We start from the raw sequence: 22979 nt of genomic DNA, 5'->3' as shown, positions 1-22979 counted from the left end.
GCTAGCGCGCCAAGCGCCGCCGGAAACACGGCTCGACAAAAAAGTCGATACTGTGCTCGCGTCGGCGATGACAAATTTGCACGCCACAACTAAGCGCGTGTCGATGACGCCGACAAAACGGACAAAGTCGCAACTGCGATATCGAATAGGGGCGACAACCACAACAACGTGCCTGTATGCGCGCCTAGGATACTAACGGAAAAAATTGGAGGTTTTACTACAAATTCACGTCGTCTTCAGCATCGGGCAACTTATGAGGCTTGCTTATTAACTTGCACCGAAGCTCGATACAAACTGGACGGGGGCCATGTTTAGCCGGAACACGACATACGAGTGTGACGCCATGTTACGAGAACTACGCCTCGCCTCGCTCATTTCTTCTGCAACAGGTCATCTCTCAAGCACTGCGCCCGGCAGGCAGTCGGCCTTGAGCGTATGAATCGACCAATCGAGCATCCGCTTACTGTTCGAATGCACGAATAACACGAACGACCTGCTTGAGGGAAGGAAATCTGATTGCATCTCCGACTAGATTTTTCAATGACATTTGTCAAGCTTCATTCACCGGCTTGCTGGAATATCGCCGTTGCCCCCAGAGATTCCCCCTGCGCCTGGACGGTGGCAGCCCGGCGCATTTGTCTCGCGCATATACCGCGAGTTCTGATACGTCGAAAGCTTGCCCCGTCCGACGCAGCCCGCCGGAAGACGCGGATAACATGGAAGCCTGCGTAGCGGCATGCCGGTACGCCCTTAGTTGAGTGCGCCGTCGTCTGTAGATCCCAATTGCAACGCGCGAAAGAGGAAGCGCTGCAGAGCCGCTGCTGCGGACGTGCTGTCGTGTGCATTCGCGGGACTAAACAGGCCGAACTCCGCGACAGGTGGTATAGGCAGCCCGGCAGAACACGGATCGATTGCCCGCATCGTATCGCGGCGCACATGCCAATCGAGAAGCAGGGCAATACCGAGCCCGGCCTCAACGGCCGACTGGATTGCGGACAAACTGGTGCTCGTGCACGCGACGCGCCACGCGATGCCGGCTTCAAGCAATGTCGCAAAGAAGTTCTCCTGCCATCGACATGCTCCGCCGAATGCAACGATAGGAAGGGGTCCACCTCGCAGGTCAGCGTTTCGCGTGCGTGCGACGGCCCAGCGAAGCGGATGCCGCCAGGTAACGAGCGGCTCGACGTGAATCAGCGCAGGATCGCCAATCGCAAAATCCAGCGTGTTGCTTGCGAGCCGCTGGGATAACGCAGGGCTGGCGTCGACGACGATCTCCAGTGCGACGTCAGGAAACGATGCCGAGAACTGCCTGAGTGCATGGCGGAGGTGACTCATTGCGACGTCTTCCAGAATGCCAATCCTGACGGTACCTGAAACGTCGCCTGCATTGAGTGCGGAGCGGGCGGCAAGCCCAATTTCGAGCAACTTGTGCGCATACGGTAGCAGCACACTGCCCGCCGAAGTCGGCTTCACGCCGCGCGGCGAACGTTCGAGCAGGCGTTGGCCGACTTCGTCTTCAAGACGACGAAGAGCCATGCTGACGGCAGCCTGGGTGCGATGAAGTGCCATTGCAGCGTTGCTCACGCTGCCGGCCTCAATCACCGTCACGAACGTACGCAGCAGCGCGCTGTCGAGATCGCGAATCATCAATTTCCCTCATGCAGACATAAAGATTATCAGCTTATACCACGCATACACCTGGGGTTAATATCCTTCCGTCACTCACGCAGAGAACATGCGCGAGCGAGAATTTGAACGCAAAACAAGTCGAGAGCGACCACTTCGGGCTCGCGCCCAATCGCGCCGATGTGCGCTGCCACGTCCGCCCGCAGGGGTCGGCCAAAGACTGCACCATTGCCATTCATTAGGGCATACGGCACGATTCGCACAACGTGGCTGCGGGTATGCGCCGCCAATCTGGAAGGAGTTCTGCGTGTTGCCGAGCTACTAGCAGGAAGACCCGGGCAAGTCGGTTCTAATCTAATCAAACATCATTGAGAAGCATTTGAAAGTCTTGCGTCTCACCACACAACGACTGCGGCCTGCGCAACTCCGGAGAACAAGAAGCCTCATAAGTCCCGAGGTACATATTGCGTTGCTCAAAAATCACCCGGTGTCTTTTGGCTCTTCCAGCCAGCGAATAAAGAGTGGCCACAGCGCTGTTTTCTCCGTTCTTGTTTTTCTATTTTACTTGGAGGTTATATGTCAACAAGCAACGATCGCGTTCATCTAGAGCAAGTCGCTGAGCAGGCGATGAAGCAGATTTTTGCCACTTCGCCGGAAACAGCTGCGTTCCATCGTGGAGATTGGATCGACAGTGAATACTATCGCCGGCATCTCGTCGAAACCGTGTTGCGAATCCGGCTCAACAACGAAGTCGACGCATTCGCACTTTACAAAATCAGCTACAAGGACAACGTGCTCGCGCAGTTTCTCGCGCGATACCTCGCAGAAGAATACGGGCACGATGGGCTATTCTTACGTGACATCGAGAAATTCGGCCTTTCCGCAGCCGACGTCGATCGCACCGCGCCCTTTCACAGCACCGACAAATTAATTGGCTACCTCTATCTGAGCATCGGCCGCGACGGGCCGCTGCCGACGATGGTGTGGAATTGGTTCGTCGAATGGTATTCGGATCGCTACAACAAGGTCATCACTGAAGCTGCGGCGCGCGCGTTCGGACACGATTATGTGAGGGGTTCGCTCGGCCACATTCACTACGACGAATCGCGCGATCACAATGAGCGGATGTGGGTCGCCCTGCAGCGGGCAATCGACAACTGGGGCGGAACGGAAAAAGCGGAGACCTATCTGTGCCACTTCGTCGAACTGATCCACGAATACTTCGACGAATTGCTTGTGACAACAGTGCCTCAAGCTGAACCGGTTGCCACATAAGGAGCATCCGCGTGACCGCCGTCATCGTAATTGAACCGGCGTCGTCGGGCGCGTCGCTTATCGCCGCTGCTGCGCGCCTCGGTGTCGCCGCGCATGTGTTTTCGGCCAACCGTGACGAGCGCGTCGTTCTGCCTGCACTTCGCAACGCCGCCGCATCGGTCACCGTGGTCGACACCGCTTCCCCAGACGCGGTCGCCGCAACGGCGCGCGCCATGCGCGTCGACGCAATCGTGCCCGGGTTCGAATACACAGTCGGCGTAGCCGCGCAAGCGGCGGCCCGGCTCGGTCTTCCCCATTTGCCGCCTGAAGCGGCAGCGCTAACTCAAGACAAGTACCACAGCCGCTTGCACCTCGCAACTATGGGAGTGGCGGTGCCACAGTTCGCTCAAATCGCAGATCCCCGCGACATCACGACGGCCGCCTCGCAGGTCGGCTTCCCAGCCGTTCTCAAGCCTGTGGACGGCTGCGGTAGCCAACTGGTGACGCGCGTCAACTCGCTTGCCGAGCTGCAGTTCGCGGTCGAGCGCGCCATACACCAAGGCGTTGTAGACATGGGCCGCAAGATTGGCAACGTTTTGCTGCTTGAGCAATATCTCAAGGGTCCGGAGTACAGCATTGAAGGTTACATCGACGGGCGCGGGCCGCGTGTTGTCGCTGTAACCGAAAAGCTGCTGAGCGCCGAGCCGTATTTCGTCGAGATGGGACACACGGTTGAAGCAGCGCTGAGGCCAGAGCACCGAGCGGCGCTGGTCGCATACGTCGAAGAAATCACAGCACGAATGGGCCTTACACTCGGCGTCTTCCATGCGGAGGCCCGCATCACACGCGACGGTCCGGTGCTCATCGAGATCGCCGCGCGGCTCGGAGGAGACCGCATCTACCGTCTGGTTGAACTCAGCAAGTCACTCTCGTTGCCGGAAGTGATGATACGCAGCCATCTCGGCGACACCAATCCGGCGCCCGGCTACGACACAGAGGTTACGACGTGCGCGAGCGGTGTGCGGTTCCTCGCGCCTGTAACGGGCCGCTTCTCCAGCGCCGCCGCGGTCGAACGGGTGCGCGCAATGCCTGGCTTCGAGGAGATCGAGGTCCATCCCGACATCGGCGGTGCCGTGCCACAACTGATGGATTTTCGCGGCCGGGCCGGACATGTGCTGTTTACCGCTGCCGATCGCCCGACGCTTGATTTACGTCTCGCCGAGGCGCAAAGCGCTCTTAGATTTAATCGCACCCTTGACGATATCTGAAAACTTCTCGACATGACAATCAGCCTGTCTTCCAACACTAGACGCATCGTTGTGCTTAATCGTTGGTCCGACGACTTCGCGGCCTACCATCGCTATATCGACCATGCCGTGCACGACGTGGCATACGTCTGCACGCCAAACGCTGCGGCAGCACTGCGCGCGTCGCGCATCACTCACATTGAACAGCTACCCGATTTCGGCGATGAAGATGCGCTGCACGCGGCCGTGCGCGCCTGCAGCTCGGCACTGGGCGGCATCGACAGGCTCGTCGCGCTGTCCGAATTCGACCTGATGGCGGCCGCGCGGCTCCGCAATTCGTTCAGTATCCCTGGTGACCTGCCTGATGCAGTCGTCCGGTTTCGCGACAAAGCGGTCATGAAGCAAGCCGTCGCGGCAGCCGGCCTGCGTGTGCCGCGCTTTGCAGCGCTGGAAAATCTGACCTCTCCCGATGCGGAGCCGATCAATACAATGCGTTTTCCGCTCATCGCAAAGCCGCGCACCGGTGCCGCAAGCGTAGGTGTACGGCGCGTCGACACGGAGGCGCAGTTCAATGCACTGTTGCCGACTCTACCGCTCGTTGAGTACGAATGCGAGGAGTACATCGAAGGAACGATTTACCACGTTGACGGCTTCGTTGTTGACCGTGCATTTGTGATCGCGCGCGCGTCACGCTATATCAACACCTGCCTTGAGTTCGCGCAGGGCAAACCACTCGGCTCCGTAATGCTTGATCCCGGGCCGCTGAATGATGCACTGCTCGCGTTTGCAGATGCCAGCCTCCGCGCGCTCGCGTTGGTCAATGGACCGTTCCATCTTGAGATCATTCGAGGCCCCGGCGCCCTGTACTTCCTCGAGATCGGTGCGCGCGTGGGCGGGGGGGAGATCCCTTTCCTGTTTCGCGATCTGTACGGTATTGACCTGTTCGCCTTGTGGGTCGCGCAGCAGTCAGGTGACGAGGCATGTTTCGCGGAGCAAGCACGAGCCGCGTTCGCCGCATCGACGTTGCGCGCGCGCGGCGGATTCCTGATGCTACCGGAGCCAGTCGGCAAGGCGTTCGTCGATGCGCAATTGCCGCAAGGAATCGCGGCGCTCTATGAAACCGTCTTGCCAAAACAACATCATGTCTTCGACGGCGCTGGCGGCTACGATACGATCCTCGCGCGCTTTCGCTACCGGGGTGCATCAGAACACGAAATCGCCGTGGCAATTCACGCGACGCTGCGGGATTTTCGCTTCACCCTCGCGGAGGTCGCGACACTCGCGACCTTTGAAAAAGGAATTCGGCCCGGCCCGAATTCGCCGTGAAGCCATCGATACTAGCCAGCCACAAGGCTTTGCGCCTCCTGTAATAACAGCTCGCGCAACCAGATGCTTGCAGGGTCAGCGTTGTGCAGCGCAGGCCATTGGATCGATTCAGTGAACGAGGAAAGGGGCAGTGGTACCTGGACGATCCGGAGGGGAACCACTTCGGCGAAATGCCTTGCCAGCCTCATAGGGATCGTTGCTATACGGTTGGTACGCGATAGCATGGATGGAACCAGATCAAAGGTCGGCACGACAACCTCTTCGCGCCTCTTGAGACCGAGATCGAGTAAGAAAAACTCCTCGATCGAGGGCCTGCGCGCCCGTCCGAACCTCACTGTCACGTGTCCCATCGACATGTACTTCTCCAACGGGAGCCGCCGCGACAACTGTTTGTTTGTTGGACATCCGACACATACGAGCTTCTCCTCGAAGAGCGCCGCTTTGGGGTGAGAATCTGCCAGCAACAGCTCCGGCAAAATCAGAAAATCGGCGTCACCTCGACGAAGCAACTCGCCGGGCTCGTCGTCAGGAAAAAGCAGTTCAAAACTCACTGAGGGAGCTTCGCGCGCGACACGTTTTACGACATCCTGGAAATAGACAAGTGTCATGAAATCAGAAAGGCAGACCCTAAAACGGCGATTCGATTTGGCCGGTTGGAAGACGTCGCGCGAAATGATCGAAAGCTGTATGTGCGACAGAGCTTCCCGAACCGGGCCTGCGAGCTCCATCGCCCGAGCTGTCGGAACAAACTCGCGGCCCCTCATCACGAACAGGTCGTCAGAAAAATAGTCTCGTAACCTGCCGACCGCGGCACTCATGGCAGGTTGACTCAAATTGATGTTCTGCGCCGCGACAGTCAGATTGCGTTGCGTCATCAGCGCATCCAGCGCAACAAGAAGATTGAGATCGAGGCCTTTGAAGCGCATGTTCAGGTATTCGCTGTGTGGATGCGACGTATCGAAACAATCGATTGTACAAATTAATTGTCGTCCCGCAAAGTTACGCCTATCAAGACTAAAGCTGCAAGAGGTCGCACGAAGATTTTCTTCGAATTACTGACCGACCGTTTTTTGCAAATTCCCAAATTGTGAGTCATAGACAGATTTTCACCACCGCGACGTTTTCTGCGCACCACCATGAATACTCGATGACTTAGAGATGAAGGATGACATACCACAACGAGACGGGTGCGAACCGATTCGATTAGTGTCCGAAGTGCCGGACAACTTCGACCGCCAACACCAATCCCGTCAGGTTTACCTTACTTTCGATGACGGTCCAGACCTAGTATGGACGCCAAAGATACTTGACGTGTTGGGGCAGCACAAGGTGCCGGCAACGTTCTGCGTACTTGGCTTCTACGCGGCAAGTCATCCACAGTTGATAGAACGGATCATCGCTGAAGGTCACGAGATCGCCAATCACACGATGACGCATCGGGATCTTTCAAAATGCGAACCGGAACAGACACGGCGTGAGATATTGGAAGCGAACGCGATATTCAAGCGGACATGCCCTGCCGCAACGGTGCGGTATGTGCGTGCGCCATACGGAATATGGACGAAAGAAGTAATTGCCGAATCGGCAAAGGCGGGACTGACGGCACTTCACTGGTCGATAGACCCGCGAGATTGGTCTCGCCCCGGTGTCGACGCGATTGTGCACGCTGTGCTGGCGTCCGTGCAGCCAGGCTCTATTGTCCTTTTACACGATGGGAGCCCTCCTGGAGAGTGGTATCCGGATGCTCGCGCCACATCGCGCGATCAGACCGTCACGGCGCTGTCGCGCCTGATTCCAGCTTTGAAGGAACGCAGGTTTGTAATCAGTTCACTGCCTTGATGTCGACAAACTGAACCGATGAGCCCCCGCAAAAACCGGCGCCATCTATCAAGGCTGGTGCGCCTCATTACAAGAGGTTTCTCAAATCATGAGCAGCAGCTTGTAAACGGCTTCGACACGGATTAATCGATATGAACGCATCAGGAAATCCTGACGCAATAAACAGGAATCACTGACCGAGCTTTCTGCATCGGCCGATGGATATATTACTTGCCAGCTCGCTATCATGGCCGTGCACTAGCTGAGAAACCGAGCGACAAGAGAGCGCAAGATTCTGCGATCTCGCCAAGACATAGCGAGACATCATCCATGGATCTAGGCGGATTGGAGAGACACCCTTGCCCACTACCGACAGGAACTTCGCAAGCAGATCTTTGGCGTTTTCCACCTGTTCATTCTCTGGATCACGGCAGGCCTGTAATCAGATCATTTCTTAACGCCACTTAGCAAACTGACCTCGATGAACATCCCTGCCACGATCAACACGACCTCCATTTTATTGTACGCACTACTTTCGACCATTTATAAAAGCGCGCAGGTTCTACACGCCATGCCGGCTAGCGGGCCACCGGCGAGAAGTAACTCGACCAACTGCAACTCCCTGCCCGACGTCGACGTTATTGTGCCGTGCTTCAACGAAAACCCGGACACACTGCGGGCATGCCTCGCTTCAATCGCGACTCAGGAGTATGCTGGCCCCGTTAAAGTCCACGTGGTCGATGACGGTTCAGCCAATCGAGACGCGTTGAGAATGGTGTACGACGAGTACGAGCACGATCCGAGATTCAATTTTGTCCTCCTTCCCCGGAACGTAGGAAAACGCAAGGCACAAATCGCTGCGATCCGCTCTTCGTCCGCGGAACTGATACTTAACGTCGACTCAGATACGACCTTAGCGCCCGACGTCGTGAAGAAACTCGTACTAACAATGAGCGACACGGCGATCGGGGCCGCCATGGGTCAATTGACAGCAAGCAATCGCAGCGACACATGGTTGACCCGTCTGATCGATATGGAATACTGGCTCGCCTGCAACGAAGAGCGTGCCGCTCAAGCCCGTTTCGGTGCCGTTATGTGCTGCTGCGGTCCATGCGCCATCTATCGGCGATCCGCGCTTCTTTTGCTGCTGAACCAGTACGAGACTCAGACGTTTCGCGGAAAACGCAGTGACTTTGGCGAAGATCGTCATTTGACAATTCTTATGCTGGCAGCTGGTTACCGAACGGAATATGTTCCAGACGCGATCGCAGCTACCGTTGTACCAGACAAGTTGTGGCCGTATCTGCGTCAACAACTACGTTGGGCGCGCAGTACTTATCGCGACACGCTGCTTGCGCTGCGCCTCCTGCCTCGTCTTGATCGTTACCTTACGCTGGACGTGATCGGGCAAAACGTAGGGTCGCTTTTGCTTGCCGTTTCAATGCTTGCCGGGTTCTTGCAGATCGTTCTGACAGCCTCGGCACCTTGGCACGCATGCTTTCTAATAGCCTCAATGACTATGATCCGCTGTTCCGTGGCCGCAGTTCGGTCTCGAGAACTTCGATTTCTCGGATTTTCCGCGCACACATTTATCAACCTTTTGTTATTGCTTCCAGTAAAAGCCTACGCATTGTGTACGCTGAGTAACAGCAACTGGCTTTCCCGAGGGTCTGCCGCCGACGACTGTCGCGAATACGTCGATCCGCCTGGACACCCTGCGACGACAGACCCTAATGCATCGACGGGTATGGATGCGCAGTGTGACAGACAGTGCAAGCCACCGTCATTCAGAACGTCGAACAATGTAGTCCGTAGTGAATAATGCTTAGATCTCGCGCGCAAATCACGCTCTTCTTTTAACAAAGCCACATTTCGACCTTCCGTTCAATGGCTGCTGCAACGATAACGTTTACTGGCGTGAGAAAGTTATATGACGGCAAACAGGTCGTTAACGGACTTTCATTTCGCGTCGAGCAGGGCGAATGCTTTGGCCTGCTGGGACCCAACGGCGCAGGCAAGAGCACGACCGCGCGCATGATCCTCGGTATGGCGTCGCCTGACGCAGGTGCTATCACTGTCCTTGGAGAGCCCGTGCCCGTACGCGCACGTCGGGCACGGCGGCGTATCGGTGTAGTTCCGCAATTTGACAACCTTGAGCCCGGGTTTACGGTCCGCGAGAACCTGCAGATATTCGGGCGCTACTTTGGCATGAGCGCGGGCGAAGTCGAAGCGGTGATTCCGTCGCTGCTTGAATTCGCGCACTTGGAGAGCAAGGCTCACGCGCGCGTCTCAGAATTATCCGGCGGCATGAAGCGTCGGTTGACCATCGCCCGGGCACTTATCAACGACCCACAACTGCTGGTAATGGACGAGCCTGCGACCGGCCTTGATCCACATGCGCGCCGCCTCGTCTGGGACCGCTTGCGCTCTCTACTTGCGCGCGGCAAGACAATCCTTCTAACCACTCACTTCATGGAAGAGGCCGAACGATTGTGCGATCGGCTCTGCGTGATCGACAAAGGACGCAGCATTGCGGAAGGTGCCCCTCATGCGCTAATCCAGGAACAAATTGGGAGCCACGTGCTGGAGATATATGGCGGCGATTCGCACGAACTGCGTGCATTGCTCGAGCCATACGCGCAGCGCACGGAGGTGAGCGGCGAGACGCTGTTTTGCTATGCAGCCGATCTGGAACAGGTGCGCATGCAGTTGTGCAAGCGAACGGGTCTGCGCGTTCTGCAACGTCCCGCAAACCTGGAAGACGTGTTTCTTCGGTTGACCGGACGCGATATGAAGGACTAGATGATGCGTGAACTATTCACGATGACTATGCCCACCAACACTTGGAACTGGCGCATGGTATGGCGCCGCAATTATCTGGCGTGGCGAAAAACTGCACTCGTTTCGCTTATCGGTAACCTTGCGGACCCGATGATGTATCTGTTTGGATTGGGTTTCGGCGTGGGAATAATGATAGGCCGCATCGAAGGCACTTCTTACGTAGCCTTTTTGGCGGCTGGAATGGTAGCGACAAGCGCAATGACTTCCGCGACGTTCGAAACGATTTATGCGACTTTCGCTCGCATGCACATTCAGCGCATGTGGGAAGCAGTCTTGTGTACTCAACTCACGATCGGCGACGTCGTTCTCGGTGAATTGGCTTGGGCAGCAACAAAAGCCCTTTTGGCCGGCACGGCTGTTACGGCGGTTGCCACGACGCTGGGCTATGCGGCCTTTCCGGGCATTCTTTATGTCATTCCTGTCGTTATCTTAACTGGCCTCGCCTTCGCGAGTATTGCCATGGTCCTCATCGCGATCGCGCCGAGTTATGATTACTTTATCTTCTATCAAACACTTGTTCTGACACCCATGCTTTTTCTGAGCGGTGTCGTCTTTCCGGTCGCCCATCTTCCAGGTGCATTTCGACAGCTTGCGCGATTTTTGCCGCTCACACATTCCGTTGAACTCATCCGCCCTGCGATGCTTGCGCGCCCAGCCGCCGGAATCGGTCTGCATGTGATTGCGCTTTGCGTCTACACAGTCTTGCCATTCTTTCTGTCGGCAGTACTGTTTCGCCGACGTCTCCTATCTTGACGCAGATGATTGGAAACCGAGCAGGATCAGATCTTGTAATGAACTAGACAGGAATCAGTTTTTAGAACCATCGCTTCCGATTCTGTTGAAGATACGCTATGACCCACCCCATGCTGATAATTAATCCGTTTGTAATCCTCGGGATGCCAAGGACGGGCACACATTATCTTGAAGAATTGCTAAACGAACATCGCAACGTATCAAGCAATGGCGAGTTGCTCAATCCTTACGACGCGATCTGGCACAATCGCAAACGCTTGCTACTTACCGATCACGAACTCCTCGAACTCGCCTATCTACACTATCCCGCCAGAGCCGGAAAGAACGCGATCACACACGTCGGTTGCAAGATCAACCAACCTCAGCTTCAGGAACGTCCTGGGTTCTTTGATGAGTTGGCTAGATGGCCATACCTCAAGGTGATGCTTGTGATCCGCAGAAATACATTGGAATCACTGCGATCGTTGGTGCAGGCAAGGCAAAGTGGTCAATGGTTAAAGTTTGGCGCAGGCAACGACTCCGGTCCGCCTCCTCAGGTAACCTTGAAAATTAAAGACTGTGAGGACTATCTCAAAGCTGCTGACGATTTCCACCGACTGGTGATGGACTCATTCGCACCAGCGAACATTCTTACCGTCGAGTATGAAAGTCTGCTGGACAATCCTGCTTCATGTCTGCAAGCGGTTTGGTCTTTCCTCGAAATTCCTGTGCGTCCATACTCTGGCAGCACAGCCCTTCAACGTCAGGAAGTGAGGCCACTGGAACAAACGGTACTCAATTTTGAGGAGTTGAAGCGTCACTTCGCAGGCGGGCAGTACGAGAGCCTCTTCGAAGGTGGGAAGATCGATTTTTAAACACCCCTTACGAATAACTCGATCGTATAACCCGCCTGTTGACAGATCATTTTAAGTGTCGTCTTGTCTCTAAGCGAGATCTGTTTAGCTAACGAATGATCGGTTTGATTAATCCTTGCGTTCCCTTATAGCCATAGAAAACTGATGCGCACCATCGGTATGTCTGGCCGCTCGCGCAGCAGGCGATGAACGCGTCAAAACGAGGTAACTGTGCATGTCCTCAAAAGTGCAGTGGAGATTGTGCTGGGAAAATGAGCTTGAACTCACCGATCACATCGAGTTGGCCCGATTCTTCCGAACGACGTATGGGCCGACCGGGGCTTTCAACGCGAAACCGTTCGAGGGTGGCCGAAGTTGGGCCGGTGCGCGGCCCGAACTCCGCGCCATCGCCTACGATTCGAGGGGTGTTGCAGCTCACATGGGATCGCTTCGTCGTTTCATCAAGGTAGGCTCGGTCGATGTACTTGTAGCCGAATTGGGACTGTATGGGGTGCGTCCGGATCTCGAAGGGTTCGGAATCGGTCATTCGATCCGCGCGATATATCCAGTGCTGCAAGAACTCCGCGTCCCATTTGCGTTTGGCACAGTCCGGCATGCCTTAAAGAATCACTTTGCCAGATTGTTTCGGAATGGAATGGGGACAATCTTGGATGGGGTGCGCGTGCGATCAACGCTCCCAAACGTTCACCTTGACTTACCTCCTACGCGCATTGAAGACGTGCTGGCTGTGATTTTGCCGATCGGTAGCCCGCTGAGCGAGTGGCCCGACGGCGCCGCCATCGAGCGCAACGGACCCGAGCTGTGAGGCACGCCGGTTCTGTCCGGAAAGCGACGCGTCCCGCATAGCGCGTCGTACAACGACGTTGTAGTGGACTACTAGTAAGGTAGACCAAATTGAGAAATGTAACGAATTTTGAATTACTGCGTCGAGAATTGGACGCGGACGACCCGTGGCAACTGGACAGTAATCCCTTCGAACTCCAACGCCATGAGCAAATGCTCCGAATGTCACTCGTCGACGGATCTGTCTCCAACGCGTTAGAAGTCGGATGCGCGGGAGGAGCGTTTACGGAAAGATTGGCACCTCATTGCCAACGGCTCACCATTATCGACGTTATGCCACAAGCGCTCTCGAAAACACGCGAACGTCTGAAGGAGCCACCGAACACGGTCTGGATTGTTTCAGACGTACAGCATTTTTTGACCCTCGACAAGTTCGATCTGATCGTAGTGGCGGAAGTCCTTTATTACCTCGGCAACATCGAGGAGGTGCGCGCCGCTATTCGCAATCTCGTACGGATGCTTGTACCTGGTGGCCGATTGATATTCGGGTCGGCGCGTGACGCCAGTTGCCGGCGGTGGGGACACCTTGCCGGTGCAGAAACGGTCTTGGAAATTCTGAAAGAAGAACTGACCGAAGTTGAGCGCGTGGAGTGCGTCGGTGAGTCGCCCAATGAAGACTGTCTGCTCGCGCGCTTCCGGAACCGGGCTTTCCTTTCGCCTCAACCCAATTACCCTCTTTGAGTAGGGGATACTATGCGCATTTGTGGCCTCAAGCTGACACACGACGGAGCAATCGCCGTTGTCGAGGATGGAAAACTCGTTTTTTGCATCGAACAGGAGAAGCGGGAAAACAACCCGCGATACCAAAAAATCGAGAACCTGGATGCAGTTGCGGCCGCATTGAGCGAAGGTGGCTTGCGTGTCGAAGATATAGACCAGTTTGTTGTCGACGGCTGGGACGGCGAAGTGGAGTCACAGTTTCGGATGGTCAGTGGCTCCACGCTGGTCAGCCTAAATGGCGCCCCCTATATCGAACGCAAAGTAGACCATCTTCTTGCCTCGGTCGACGGCACCGGACTGCTGGTCGGCGGAGCGTCACGTACATATAAAAGCTATCCTCATGTGTCAGGCCATGTTGCCTCCGCGTACTGCACCAGCCCGTTCGCGCGGAGCGGGCAGCCCGCGTTGTGCCTGGTCTGGGATGGTGGAATGGTGCCGAGGCTGTACCACGTACAACGCCACGGAGCGCGCCTCGTTGACTGCCTGTTTCCGGTCATCGGCCAAATATACGCTGCGGCAGGTCATCATTTTGGGCCCTATAAGAAGGCGGACGGCGCGGAGTGGGATCTTGGCGTGGCCGGCAAGCTTATGGCATATATCGCGCTCGGGTCCCTCGATGAAGACATCGTCACTGAGTTTCATCGGCTTTACCAGGAACGCTTTGCCGGCGATACGGAAATTGCGCGAAATTACCGCCAGAATGTCCATCTTCCGGAAACATCGCTCGCAGCTGTACGCGACTTCTTCGAAGCAAGCCTGCCACAACTAAAGACCAAGCCTCACGAAGACGTACTCGTCTCCTTTCATGTATTCCTTGAGCGTCTTCTCGTTCACGAAATGGGAATGGCGCTCCAGCGACATTCGATTCCGGGGCCGCGAAATTTGTGTATCTCTGGCGGATGCGCACTCAACATCAAATGGAATAGCGCATTACGTGCGAGTGGCTTGTTCGACGCAATCTGGGTCCCGCCCTTTCCGAATGATAGTGGATCGGCGATTGGCGCCGCTTGTTGCGCGATGGCCGCGGACAAAGGCTTCGTACCGTTGGAATGGTCGGTCTATAGCGGACCAGCCGTGAAAACTGGCGACGTGCCGGCCGGATGGACGGCGTCTCCTTGCTCCATTGCGGAACTCGCCCGGATACTCGCGGATAATGAACCCGTCGTTTTTCTTGCCGGCCGCGCCGAGCTGGGGCCTCGGGCATTGGGTGCCAGAAGCATCCTGGCCGCTGCGACTTCGCCCGCTATGAAGGCTATCCTCAACGATATCAAGTATCGAGAGCATTTCCGCCCCGTGGCACCAATATGCCTCGAAGACCGTGCTCCTGCCGTATTTTGCCCCGGCACTCCAGACCCCTACATGCTGTTCGATCATCAGACGCGCGCGGAATGGCAGGACAAGGTTCCTGCCGTTGTGCACCTCGACGGGTCGGCTCGATTGCAGACGATCGCAAGAACTTCCGAGCATCCGGTAGCCCAACTGCTGATCGAATACGAAAAGCTCACAGGTCTTCCATTGCTCTGCAACACCAGCGCCAATCATCACGGGCGAGGCTTCTTCCCGGACGCTGCTTCAGCCTGTAAATGGGGACGCGTCGAACATGTATGGTGCGACGGTCTTCTATTGAGCAAGGCACGCGGGAACGGCCTGCCATCGTCAACCGACGAACCCGCATGCTGTGCACCAGTATGAGTGGAAAACGACTGCACCGCTCGGAATATTCCGATTCGTCGCGCTTGGGCCTTGAATGATAGGCGGCAACCTGCCGCGTCGACGGCAGATCCGTGGATGTCCATTTCCTGATCGTCCACGTTCAACTGACGTCACACTGCTGCAATGCTTGAGCGCGGACCCGAATTCCAGCAACCATCCCAACCCGCTTACGTAGGCGTGTATGACGAACGAGGCATCGACTTCACATCTTTACGCACACGACTTTCGCATTGATCCTGAGTCTAGACGACGGTTGCTACGACAAACGCCCGCCATTCTGTGGTTCACCGGTCTGTCCGGGTCTGGAAAATCGGCTATCGCTGACAGGGTTGAGGCGCGTCTTCATGCGTCCGGCCGCCTCACCTACACTCTCGATGGCGACTCCGTCAGGCTCGGTCTTTGCAAGGACCTCGGCTTTAGCGATGAGGATCGACACGAGAACGTACGGCGCGTGTCGGAAGTTGCAAAATTGATGGCTGACGCCGGCATCGTTGTACTGGTGTGCCTCATCTCCCCCTTCCGCTCGGACCGAGAACTCGCCAAATCCAACGCAGGGAAGCATAACTTCGCTGAAATTCATGTCCACGCATCTTTGGCCGTAGCCGAGGCTCGTGATCCCAAAGGGCTCTATCGGCTCGCGAGACGTGGCGCAATCCAACATTTCACCGGCGTCGACTCGCCGTACGAACAGCCGACGGCACCAGACGTCTTCATCGACACTTGTTTGCTGTCGATTAATGAGGGTGTCGAAATTGTTTTGAACTGGCTTGACAGGCATTGACCACGCGCGAAGGATGTTCGCAACCTGTTATCAGATATGCGCGCCCGAAGTTCGCTGCGGAGGCGAGCCAAATATCGCTCCAAATGAAGTCACTCATGCTTACATTGACCGCCTCGCAGGAAGACCAGCGCAGCGGGGACGGATAAGTTCTGCATCCGCAATTTTGACAACACGCCGCTCACGCGAACTAAGGTGGAAGGTGGATAGGTGTTCCATGACGTCAACCGCAGTTGGTCGCAGCCGATTGCATCGGCAATTTAGTGGTGCATTTCGGCGCCGCATTGCGCATCGCGTTTGCGCGCGCATCGCACTGGTTACAGTCCTGCTTTCACAGTTTTGTTCGCTGTCGGGTTGCGTGTTGGGTCCCGATTACCAAACGCCCGCGCCGCCCGCCACCGAAACCTACACACCCACGCCGCTGCCCGATCAAACGGCGTCGTCGCCGGGCGCATCGGGCGTGCCCCAACAGTTCGTGACCGGCCAGGACATTCCCGCCCAATGGTGGACGCTCTTTCATTGCGAGCCGCTCGACGCGCTGATCCGCGAAGCGCTCGCCAACAGTCCCAACGTCGCCGCGGCGCAAGCGGCGCTCAGGCAGGCCAGCGAGAATCTGCGCGCGCAAATGGGCACCACGCTGTATCCGTCCGTCGATGCGAAGGCCAACGCGACACGCGAGAAATTCAACGGCGTCACGTTCGGTCAGCCCGGTCTGCATAGAATACTGAATCTGTACAACGCATCGGTGAGCGTGTCATATAACCTCGATGTGTTCGGCGGTGCGAGGCGCGAGCTCGAATCGCTGCGCTCGCAGGTCGATTACGAGGGCTTTCAGTTGCAGGCTGCGTATCTCGCGTTGTCGGCGAACATCGTGACGGCGGCCGTCAAGGAAGCGTCGCTGCGCGAGCAGATCGAAGCGACCGAGCGCATCGCCACCGACGAGGACGCGCAGCTCGGCGTGTTGCGCAAGCAGTTCGAACTTGGCGGCGTGAGCCGTGCCGCCGTGCTCTCGCAGGAAACGCTCGTCGCGCAGACGCGCGCGACGTTGCCGCCGTTGCGCCAGTCGCTCGATCAGACGCGCCACCAGCTCGCCGTGCTCGCGGGCAAGCCGCCCAGCGACACGGGCGTGCCCGAGTTCACACTGGCGATACTCACGCTGCCGCAGAGCTTGCCCGTCAGCGTGCCGTCGTCGCTCGTGCGGCAGCGGCCCGACATCCTCGCCGCCGACGCCACGCTGCATCAGGCGAGCGCGCAGGTCGGCGTGGCGACGGCGAACATGTATCCGCAGCTCACGCTGTCGGCGAGCTACGGCCCGCAGGCGCTGACGCCCGCGGGCCTACTCAAGTACGCGGACATGATCTGGAACATCGGCGCGGGCGTCACGCAGCCGATCTTTCACGGTGGACAGCTGAGCGCGCAAAAGCGCGCAGCCGAAGCCGCCTTCGATCAGGCCAACGCGCAATATCGGCAGACGGTGCTGCTCGCGTTCCAGAACGTCGCCGATACGTTGCGCGCGCTCGAACACGATGCCACGGGCCTGCGCGCGCAAACGGAAGCATGGCGCGCGGCCCGCGATTCGCTCGATCTGACGCGCGGCCAGTTTCGCATCGGCGGCGTCAGCTATCTGGCGTTGCTCGATGCACAGCGCCAGTACCAGCAGACCGTAGTGAATCTCGCGCAGGCGCAGGCCGCGCGCTATGCGGACACGGCGGCGTTGTTCCAGGCGCTCGGCGGCGGCTGGTGGAACGACACGGCGACAAGTCAGGCAGCCCAGGCCACGCCGGCGGCCGCTCCGGCGTCTGCCAGGCCGCAGTGAATCCTTTCGCAATAGCCGCGGGTCGCATGCGAGCGGACGGCAGCGCCACCGGACGAGTTGGTTTGTGCCTCATCAGTACCTCAGCAGTTTGCCGTGCAAGGACGAAACGATGACAACGAAAAGACCGATGATCAAGCGGATGATCATCATGCTGATCTGCGTGGGCGTACTGCTCGGCGCGCTTGTCGGCTTCAATCTGTTCAGGGCGCACATGCTCAAAAAGTTCATGGCGAGCAATGCCGTGCCGCCCGCGACCGTCACGGCCGCTGTTGCGGGCTATCAGACGTGGCAGCCGCAGCTTGCCGCGGTGGGCAGCCTGCGCGCGGTGCGCGGCGTCGACGTGACGACGGAAGTGGCCGGGCTCGTGCGCGAGATCGCGTTCAGCTCGGGCCAGGAGGTGAAGGCAGGCCAGGTGCTCGTGCGCCTGAACGACGATTCGGACCGCGCGCAGCTCGCGTCGCTGCAAGCCGCTGCGGAACTCGCGCAAACCGTCTATAAGCGCGACAAGGCTCAGTTCGACATTCAGGCGATCGCGAAGGCGCAACTCGACGCCGATGCCGCCGATCTGAAGAGCAAGAAAGCCCAGGTCGATCAGCAGGCCGCGCTCGTCGAAAAGAAAACGATACGCGCGCCCTTCGCGGGACGCGTCGGCATCACGACGGTCAACCCGGGCCAGTACATCAATCCGGGCGATGCGATCGTCACGCTGCAAGCCATCGACCCGATCTGCGCCGACTTCTACCTGCCGCAACAGCAGCTCGGGCAATTGCAGGTCGGCCAGGCCATCGTCGTCGATACGAATGCGTTCAGCAACCGCACGTTCGACGGCAAGATCCGCTCGATCAATCCGCGCGTGGACAACACGACGCGCAACGTGCAGATCGAAGCGACCGTCGACAACCGCGAGCGCAAGCTGCTGCCCGGCATGTACGCGAACGTGAAGATCGACGCGGGCACCGTGCAGCGCTATCTGACCCTGCCGCAAACGGCGATCACCTATAACCCGTACGGCGCAACCGTATTCGTCGTGAAGCCCGGCGCGCAAAAGAACGCGCAAGGCAAGATGATGCCCGTCGCACAGCAGGTGTTCGTCACGCCAGGGCCGACGCGCGGCGATCAGGTCGCGATACTCAAGGGCATCAGCGAAGGCATGCAGGTCGTGACGAGCGGCCAGTTGAAGCTGAAGAACGGCACGCCGCTCGTGATCGACAACCGCGTGCTGCCTGCGGACAACCCGAATCCGATGCCTCAGGAACAGTAAGAGGCCACCCGATGAAATTCACCGACATCTTCATTGAACGCCCGGTGCTCGCATCGGTGGTGAGTCTGCTGATCCTCGTGCTCGGCTTGCGTTCGCTCTCCGCGCTGAAGGTCGGCGAATATCCACAGACCGAAAACGGCGTGGTGACGATCAAGACGTCGTACTACGGCGCGAGCGCAGACACGATGGCCGGCTTCATCACGCAGCCGCTCGAATCCGCAATCGCGCAGGCCCAGGGCATCGACTATATGTCGTCGAAGAGCAGCGCGGGCGTCTCGACGATCACCGCGACGCTGCGCCTGAACTACGACTCGAATCGCGCGCTGACGGAGATCAACACGCAGATTGCGTCGGTGCGCAACCAGTTGCCACCGCAAGCGCAGCAGCCGGTGCTGACCGTGCAGGTGGGCCAAACCACCGACGCGATGTACGTGGGCTTTTACAGCGACGTGCTGCCGAGCAACAACGTCACCGACTATCTGCTGCGCGTCGTGAAGCCGAAGCTCGATTCGATCCAGGGCGTGCAGACGGCGGAAATTCTCGGCGGCCGTCAGTTCGCGCTGCGCGCGTGGCTCGATTCGAACCGGCTCGCCGCGCACAACGTCACGGCCGCCGACGTCTCCACGGCGCTGGGCAACAACAACTATCTGGCGACGCTCGGCACGACCAAAGGCCAGATGATCAGCGTCGATCTGAATGCGGGCACGGACCTGCATTCCGTCGACGACTTCAAGAAGCTCGTCGTCAAGCAGAAGAACGGCGCGATCGTGCGCCTCGAAGATGTCGCAAACGTGGTGCTCGGCGCGGACAACTACGATTTCAACGTCGCGTTCAGCGGCAAGCGTTCGGTGTTCATCGGCATCAAGGTGGCGCCCGATGCGAACGTGCTCGACGTCGCGAAGCGCGTGAGAACGATCTTCCCGGACCTGCAGAAGCAGTTCCCGACAGGCATGACGGGCGACATCGTCTACGATGCGACCGACTTCATCAACACGGCCATCGAAGAAGTGGTGAAGACGCTCGTCGAAGCGCTGCTGATCGTGACGGTCGTGATCTTCCTGTTCCTCGGCAGTTTCCGCGCGGTGATCGTGCCCGTGATCGCGATGCCGCTCTCGCTGATCGGCACGTTCTTCGTGATGCAACTGCTCGGCTATTCGATCAATCTGCTGACATTGCTCGCGCTCGTGCTCGCGATCGGGCTCGTCGTCGACGATGCGATCATCGTGGTCGAGAACGTCGACCGGCATATGAAGGAGGAAGGCAAGCAGCCCTTCGAAGCCGCGCTGATCGCCGCGCGCGAACTCGGCGGACCGATTCTCGCGATGACGGTCGTGCTGGTTGCCGTGTACCTGCCGATCGGTTTCCAGGGCGGACTGACGGGCGCGCTCTTCACCGAGTTCGCATTCTCGCTGGCGGGCGCCGTGACGGTATCGGGCGTGATTGCGCTGTCTCTATCGCCGATGATGTGCTCGCGCTTCTTCCGCACGGATCAGGAGTCGGGCCGCTTCGCGCGCTTCGTCGACCGGCAGTTCCAGCGCGTGCATCGCGGCTATGGGCGTCTTCTGCATGCGATGCTCGACACGTGGCCCGTGTTCATCGTGATGGGCGCGCTGTTGTTGTGCGGCACCGTGTACCTCTTCACGACGTCGAAATCGGAGCTTGCGCCGCAGGAGGACCAGGGCATCGTGCTGTCGCAGATCCAGGGGCCGCCGAACGCGACGATCCAGCAGATGCAGACCTACGCGGACCAGGTGTTCGATATCTCGAAGCAGTTGCCCGAGTACTCGCAGATGTTCCAGCTGACGGGCGCGCCGACACTGAACCAGGGCTTTGGTGGCGTGCTCTTCAAGACGTGGGACAAGCGCAAGAAGGGCGCGACACAATTGCAGAAGGAGCTTCAGCAGAAGTGGGACAGCATTGCGGGCGCGCGCGTCGCCGCGTTCCAGTTTCCGCCGCTGCCGGGCGCGCAAGGGTTGCCCGTGCAGTTCGTCATCAGCACGACGGAGCCGTTCGAGAACCTCAATGAAGTGTCGCAAGCCGTGCTGCAAAAAGCGCGCGAAAGCGGCATGTTCTTCTTCGTCGACAGCGACCTGAAAATCGACAAGCCGGAAAGCGTGCTGCTCGTGGACCGCGACAAGGTCGCTTCGCTCGGCCTGTCGCAAAGCGATGTCGGGCAGACGCTGGGCGCGGCGCTCGGCGGCAACTACGTCAATTACTTTTCGATCGCGGGCCGCTCGTACAAGGTGATTCCGCAAGTGCTGCAAACGGACCGGCTGAACCCGTCGCAAGTGCTCGACTACTATTTGCGCACGCCCGATGGCAGCGTGATTCCCGCATCGACGGTCACGCATCTGAAGCAGACCATCGTGCCCGAGTCGATCAATCACTTCCAGCAGCTCAATTCAGCGACGATTTCCGGCGTGCTCGCGCCGGGCATCTCGCAGGGCGAAGTGCTCGACTTCCTGCGCAAGGCCACCACCGACGTCGCGCCGACGGGCTATACGGCCGACTATTCGGGCCTGTCGCGGCAGTTCGTGCAGGAGTCCGGCGGCTTCGTGATCACGCTGCTGTTCGCGACGATCATCGTGTTTCTCGCGCTCGCCGCGCAGTTCGAGAGTTTCCGCGATCCTGTCGTGATTCTCGTGTCGGTGCCGATGGCGCTGTTCGGCGCGCTCATCTTCATCAACATGGGACTCTCGACGCTCAACATCTACACGCAGGTGGGTCTCGTCACGCTAATGGGCCTCATCAGCAAGCACGGCATTCTGATCGTGCAGTTCGCGAACGAACTGCAACGCGCGGGACGCGGCAAGCGCGAGGCGCTCGAAGAAGCGGCCGGCGTGCGCTTGCGGCCGATCCTGATGACGACGGCTGCAATGGTGCTGGGCGTGCTGCCGCTCGTGATCGCATCGGGCGCGGGCGCGGCGGGCCGCAATGCGATGGGGCTCGTGATCTTCACGGGGCTGTCGATCGGCACGCTGTTTACGCTCTTCGTCGTGCCCGCCATGTATATGTTGTTGGGCGCAGACCATCACCTGAAGTCGAACCAAACGGGTGCAGTTTGATCCGACAATCTGCACAGGTGGGAACGATTCGTGCACAATCGGATGCTGAACACCGATCCTTACTGGTACAGCCGCCTGAAGCAGATGTATTGGAGGACTAGGCCTTCCGCGCCTCCCGAGTCTTCGCAGCCCCGAACGGCGACCGTTGGCACATGATGTTCATCACACGAGAGCCCGTGGGCCCAGCGATCGGACGCGGCGTGCGCGGGCATGCGATGTCGCGCGATCTCGAGCATAGATCGCTGCGCCCGCCGCTGTTCCGCTCGAAAGTGTTCGGGCAACTGGAAGTACCGCAGGTCTTCGAGCATCAGGGCCGCTGGTACTGCCTGTTCTGCACCGCGAAGGACCATATCGAGCCGACGTATTGCCGCAAGCGCATGTCCGAGTCGATGAAGGGCACGCACGATCTGATTGCCGATCATCCGCTTGGCGAATGGAAGCTGGTCGAGGAAGACTTTCCAGTCGGCAATGCAGCAGATCGCTCTGTTCCTGCCAGATCGGGGAGATCTCTGACCCGATGCCCGTCCATGCACTTGATGATGGCAGGGGTTGCAGGTTGACGCGTCGCGCTACGGGGTCTGTGGCCCCGACAGGTTGGCGGGACAGCGGCAAGACCGGGACACGCGATGAAACTCAAAGATCTTGCGCACAAGCTTGGAATGTCGCGAACCCGGGTCAGCCGTGCGCTCAACGGCCACCCGGGAGTGAGTGAGCGCACAAGTGAGGGAGCCGTTGCGGTTGCGGCGAGCGTCGGCTACCGCCCCAATACCGAACACAACACGGGCGCGTAAGGGCTACATTGACGCGATGGCCGCCGCCGGTCTGCCCGTAGACGCGCGCTACATGATCGAAGGTACGCTCAGCCGCGCCAGCAGATTCGAAGGAATGACGCGTATTCTTTCATGCAATGCGCGACCGACTGCCGTGATCGTGGAAAACCCTCCATGCGGTGCCGGCGCCATGCGTGCGCTTGTTGTTGTGCGGCAGGCGTTGTTCGCGGTCGCGTAGCACGGCTTCCTGAGTGACCGGGTGTCACAAGCTCGGGCGATCGTCCTCGCTGACAC

Annotated in this window: 20 protein-coding genes; 18 read left to right on the top strand and 2 right to left on the bottom strand. The window is 58.4% G+C overall.

The window, feature by feature from the left end; genetic code table 11:
• Positions 1-750: 750 nt before the first annotated feature.
• Positions 751-1647, bottom strand: a complete 897-nt coding sequence (locus AB4Y32_RS33950; protein WP_342937501.1) for a LysR family transcriptional regulator — start codon at positions 1645-1647, stop codon at positions 751-753.
• 555 nt (positions 1648-2202) lie between these two features.
• Here AB4Y32_RS33950 and AB4Y32_RS33945 point away from each other — a divergent pair.
• Genes AB4Y32_RS33945 through AB4Y32_RS33935 form a run of 3 tightly spaced genes read left to right on the top strand, consistent with a single transcriptional unit; the run spans position 2203 to position 5453 of the window.
• A complete protein-coding gene (locus AB4Y32_RS33945; protein ID WP_342944294.1) occupies positions 2203-2901 on the top strand; it encodes a hypothetical protein in 699 nt (232 codons plus the stop codon).
• 11 nt (positions 2902-2912) lie between these two features.
• Positions 2913-4148 carry an ATP-grasp domain-containing protein gene (locus AB4Y32_RS33940; RefSeq protein ID WP_368725495.1) on the top strand — a complete coding sequence of 412 codons (1236 nt, stop codon included), beginning with the start codon at positions 2913-2915 and terminating at the stop codon, positions 4146-4148.
• A 12-nt stretch (positions 4149-4160) separates the two neighbouring features.
• Entirely contained in the window at positions 4161-5453 is a 1293-nt protein-coding gene (locus tag AB4Y32_RS33935) for an acetyl-CoA carboxylase biotin carboxylase subunit family protein (RefSeq protein ID WP_368725494.1), read from the top strand.
• 11 nt (positions 5454-5464) lie between these two features.
• Here the strand turns inward: AB4Y32_RS33935 and AB4Y32_RS33930 are convergent, their stop codons facing one another.
• Positions 5465-6379, bottom strand: a complete 915-nt coding sequence (locus AB4Y32_RS33930) for a LysR family transcriptional regulator (RefSeq protein WP_368725493.1) — start codon at positions 6377-6379, stop codon at positions 5465-5467.
• A 280-nt stretch (positions 6380-6659) separates the two neighbouring features.
• Between AB4Y32_RS33930 and nodB the strand changes: the two genes are divergently transcribed.
• From nodB to AB4Y32_RS33855, 15 genes are all read left to right on the top strand, one after another.
• Positions 6660-7292: a chitooligosaccharide deacetylase NodB gene (gene nodB / locus AB4Y32_RS33925; protein WP_342944290.1), complete on the top strand. Its 633-nt coding sequence runs from the start codon at positions 6660-6662 to the stop codon at positions 7290-7292.
• 460 nt (positions 7293-7752) lie between these two features.
• Positions 7753-9093: a chitooligosaccharide synthase NodC gene (gene nodC / locus AB4Y32_RS33920; protein WP_368725492.1), complete on the top strand. Its 1341-nt coding sequence runs from the start codon at positions 7753-7755 to the stop codon at positions 9091-9093.
• 47 nt (positions 9094-9140) lie between these two features.
• Positions 9141-10073, top strand: coding sequence for a nodulation factor ABC transporter ATP-binding protein NodI (nodI, locus tag AB4Y32_RS33915; RefSeq protein WP_342944304.1), 933 nt, complete (start codon positions 9141-9143; stop codon positions 10071-10073).
• The gene (locus AB4Y32_RS33910; RefSeq protein ID WP_342944288.1) at positions 10074-10865 is read left to right on the top strand and encodes an ABC transporter permease; all 792 of its coding nucleotides are present in this window, start codon (positions 10074-10076) and stop codon (positions 10863-10865) included.
• A 98-nt stretch (positions 10866-10963) separates the two neighbouring features.
• Positions 10964-11719, top strand: a complete 756-nt coding sequence (locus AB4Y32_RS33905) for a sulfotransferase (RefSeq protein ID WP_368725491.1) — start codon at positions 10964-10966, stop codon at positions 11717-11719.
• Between the two features lie 214 nt (positions 11720-11933).
• Complete coding sequence (locus AB4Y32_RS33900) at positions 11934-12524, top strand: NodA family N-acyltransferase (RefSeq protein ID WP_342937492.1); 591 nt, start codon at positions 11934-11936, stop codon at positions 12522-12524.
• Between the two features lie 89 nt (positions 12525-12613).
• The gene (gene nodS / locus AB4Y32_RS33895; RefSeq protein ID WP_368725490.1) at positions 12614-13243 is read left to right on the top strand and encodes a nodulation methyltransferase NodS; all 630 of its coding nucleotides are present in this window, start codon (positions 12614-12616) and stop codon (positions 13241-13243) included.
• Between the two features lie 12 nt (positions 13244-13255).
• Entirely contained in the window at positions 13256-14974 is a 1719-nt protein-coding gene (gene nodU / locus AB4Y32_RS33890) for a nodulation protein NodU (protein ID WP_368725489.1), read from the top strand.
• Positions 14975-15176: 202 nt separating this feature from the next.
• Complete coding sequence (gene cysC / locus AB4Y32_RS33885) at positions 15177-15776, top strand: adenylyl-sulfate kinase (protein ID WP_209938033.1); 600 nt, start codon at positions 15177-15179, stop codon at positions 15774-15776.
• 214 nt (positions 15777-15990) lie between these two features.
• Positions 15991-17589, top strand: coding sequence for an efflux transporter outer membrane subunit (locus AB4Y32_RS33880; protein WP_368725488.1), 1599 nt, complete (start codon positions 15991-15993; stop codon positions 17587-17589).
• A 109-nt stretch (positions 17590-17698) separates the two neighbouring features.
• Positions 17699-18850 carry an efflux RND transporter periplasmic adaptor subunit gene (locus AB4Y32_RS33875; RefSeq protein ID WP_368725487.1) on the top strand — a complete coding sequence of 384 codons (1152 nt, stop codon included), beginning with the start codon at positions 17699-17701 and terminating at the stop codon, positions 18848-18850.
• 11 nt (positions 18851-18861) lie between these two features.
• A complete protein-coding gene (locus tag AB4Y32_RS33870; protein WP_368725486.1) occupies positions 18862-21915 on the top strand; it encodes an efflux RND transporter permease subunit in 3054 nt (1017 codons plus the stop codon).
• Positions 21916-22130: 215 nt separating this feature from the next.
• Positions 22131-22475 carry a hypothetical protein gene (locus AB4Y32_RS33865; RefSeq protein ID WP_368725485.1) on the top strand — a complete coding sequence of 115 codons (345 nt, stop codon included), beginning with the start codon at positions 22131-22133 and terminating at the stop codon, positions 22473-22475.
• Between the two features lie 66 nt (positions 22476-22541).
• On the top strand, positions 22542-22706 hold the full coding sequence (locus tag AB4Y32_RS33860) for a LacI family DNA-binding transcriptional regulator (protein WP_368725484.1): 165 nt from the start codon (positions 22542-22544) through the stop codon (positions 22704-22706).
• 16 nt (positions 22707-22722) lie between these two features.
• Positions 22723-22923, top strand: a complete 201-nt coding sequence (locus tag AB4Y32_RS33855; protein ID WP_368725483.1) for a hypothetical protein — start codon at positions 22723-22725, stop codon at positions 22921-22923.
• Positions 22924-22979 lie beyond the last annotated feature (56 nt).

Source organism: Paraburkholderia phymatum, assembly GCF_040965635.1.
Taxonomy (GTDB): domain Bacteria; phylum Pseudomonadota; class Gammaproteobacteria; order Burkholderiales; family Burkholderiaceae; genus Paraburkholderia; species Paraburkholderia phymatum_B.
The sequence above is the reverse complement of the archived record's forward strand: the minus strand, read 5'-3'. Positions and strand labels throughout refer to the sequence as shown.

Coding starts and splice junctions, on each gene's coding strand:
- AB4Y32_RS33880 (WP_368725488.1), top strand. CDS start 15,991: ATGACGTCAACCGCAGTTGGTCGCAGCCGATTGCATCGGCAATTTAGT.
- AB4Y32_RS33860 (WP_368725484.1), top strand. CDS start 22,542: ATGAAACTCAAAGATCTTGCGCACAAGCTTGGAATGTCGCGAACCCGG.
- AB4Y32_RS33855 (WP_368725483.1), top strand. CDS start 22,723: ATGGCCGCCGCCGGTCTGCCCGTAGACGCGCGCTACATGATCGAAGGT.
- nodU (WP_368725489.1), top strand. CDS start 13,256: ATGCGCATTTGTGGCCTCAAGCTGACACACGACGGAGCAATCGCCGTT.
- AB4Y32_RS33865 (WP_368725485.1), top strand. CDS start 22,131: ATGTCGCGCGATCTCGAGCATAGATCGCTGCGCCCGCCGCTGTTCCGC.
- nodC (WP_368725492.1), top strand. CDS start 7,753: ATGAACATCCCTGCCACGATCAACACGACCTCCATTTTATTGTACGCA.
- AB4Y32_RS33875 (WP_368725487.1), top strand. CDS start 17,699: ATGACAACGAAAAGACCGATGATCAAGCGGATGATCATCATGCTGATC.
- AB4Y32_RS33935 (WP_368725494.1), top strand. CDS start 4,161: ATGACAATCAGCCTGTCTTCCAACACTAGACGCATCGTTGTGCTTAAT.
- AB4Y32_RS33930 (WP_368725493.1), bottom strand. CDS start 6,379: ATGCGCTTCAAAGGCCTCGATCTCAATCTTCTTGTTGCGCTGGATGCG.
- AB4Y32_RS33910 (WP_342944288.1), top strand. CDS start 10,074: ATGATGCGTGAACTATTCACGATGACTATGCCCACCAACACTTGGAAC.
- AB4Y32_RS33870 (WP_368725486.1), top strand. CDS start 18,862: ATGAAATTCACCGACATCTTCATTGAACGCCCGGTGCTCGCATCGGTG.
- AB4Y32_RS33950 (WP_342937501.1), bottom strand. CDS start 1,647: ATGATTCGCGATCTCGACAGCGCGCTGCTGCGTACGTTCGTGACGGTG.
- cysC (WP_209938033.1), top strand. CDS start 15,177: ATGACGAACGAGGCATCGACTTCACATCTTTACGCACACGACTTTCGC.
- AB4Y32_RS33905 (WP_368725491.1), top strand. CDS start 10,964: ATGACCCACCCCATGCTGATAATTAATCCGTTTGTAATCCTCGGGATG.
- AB4Y32_RS33945 (WP_342944294.1), top strand. CDS start 2,203: ATGTCAACAAGCAACGATCGCGTTCATCTAGAGCAAGTCGCTGAGCAG.
- AB4Y32_RS33900 (WP_342937492.1), top strand. CDS start 11,934: ATGTCCTCAAAAGTGCAGTGGAGATTGTGCTGGGAAAATGAGCTTGAA.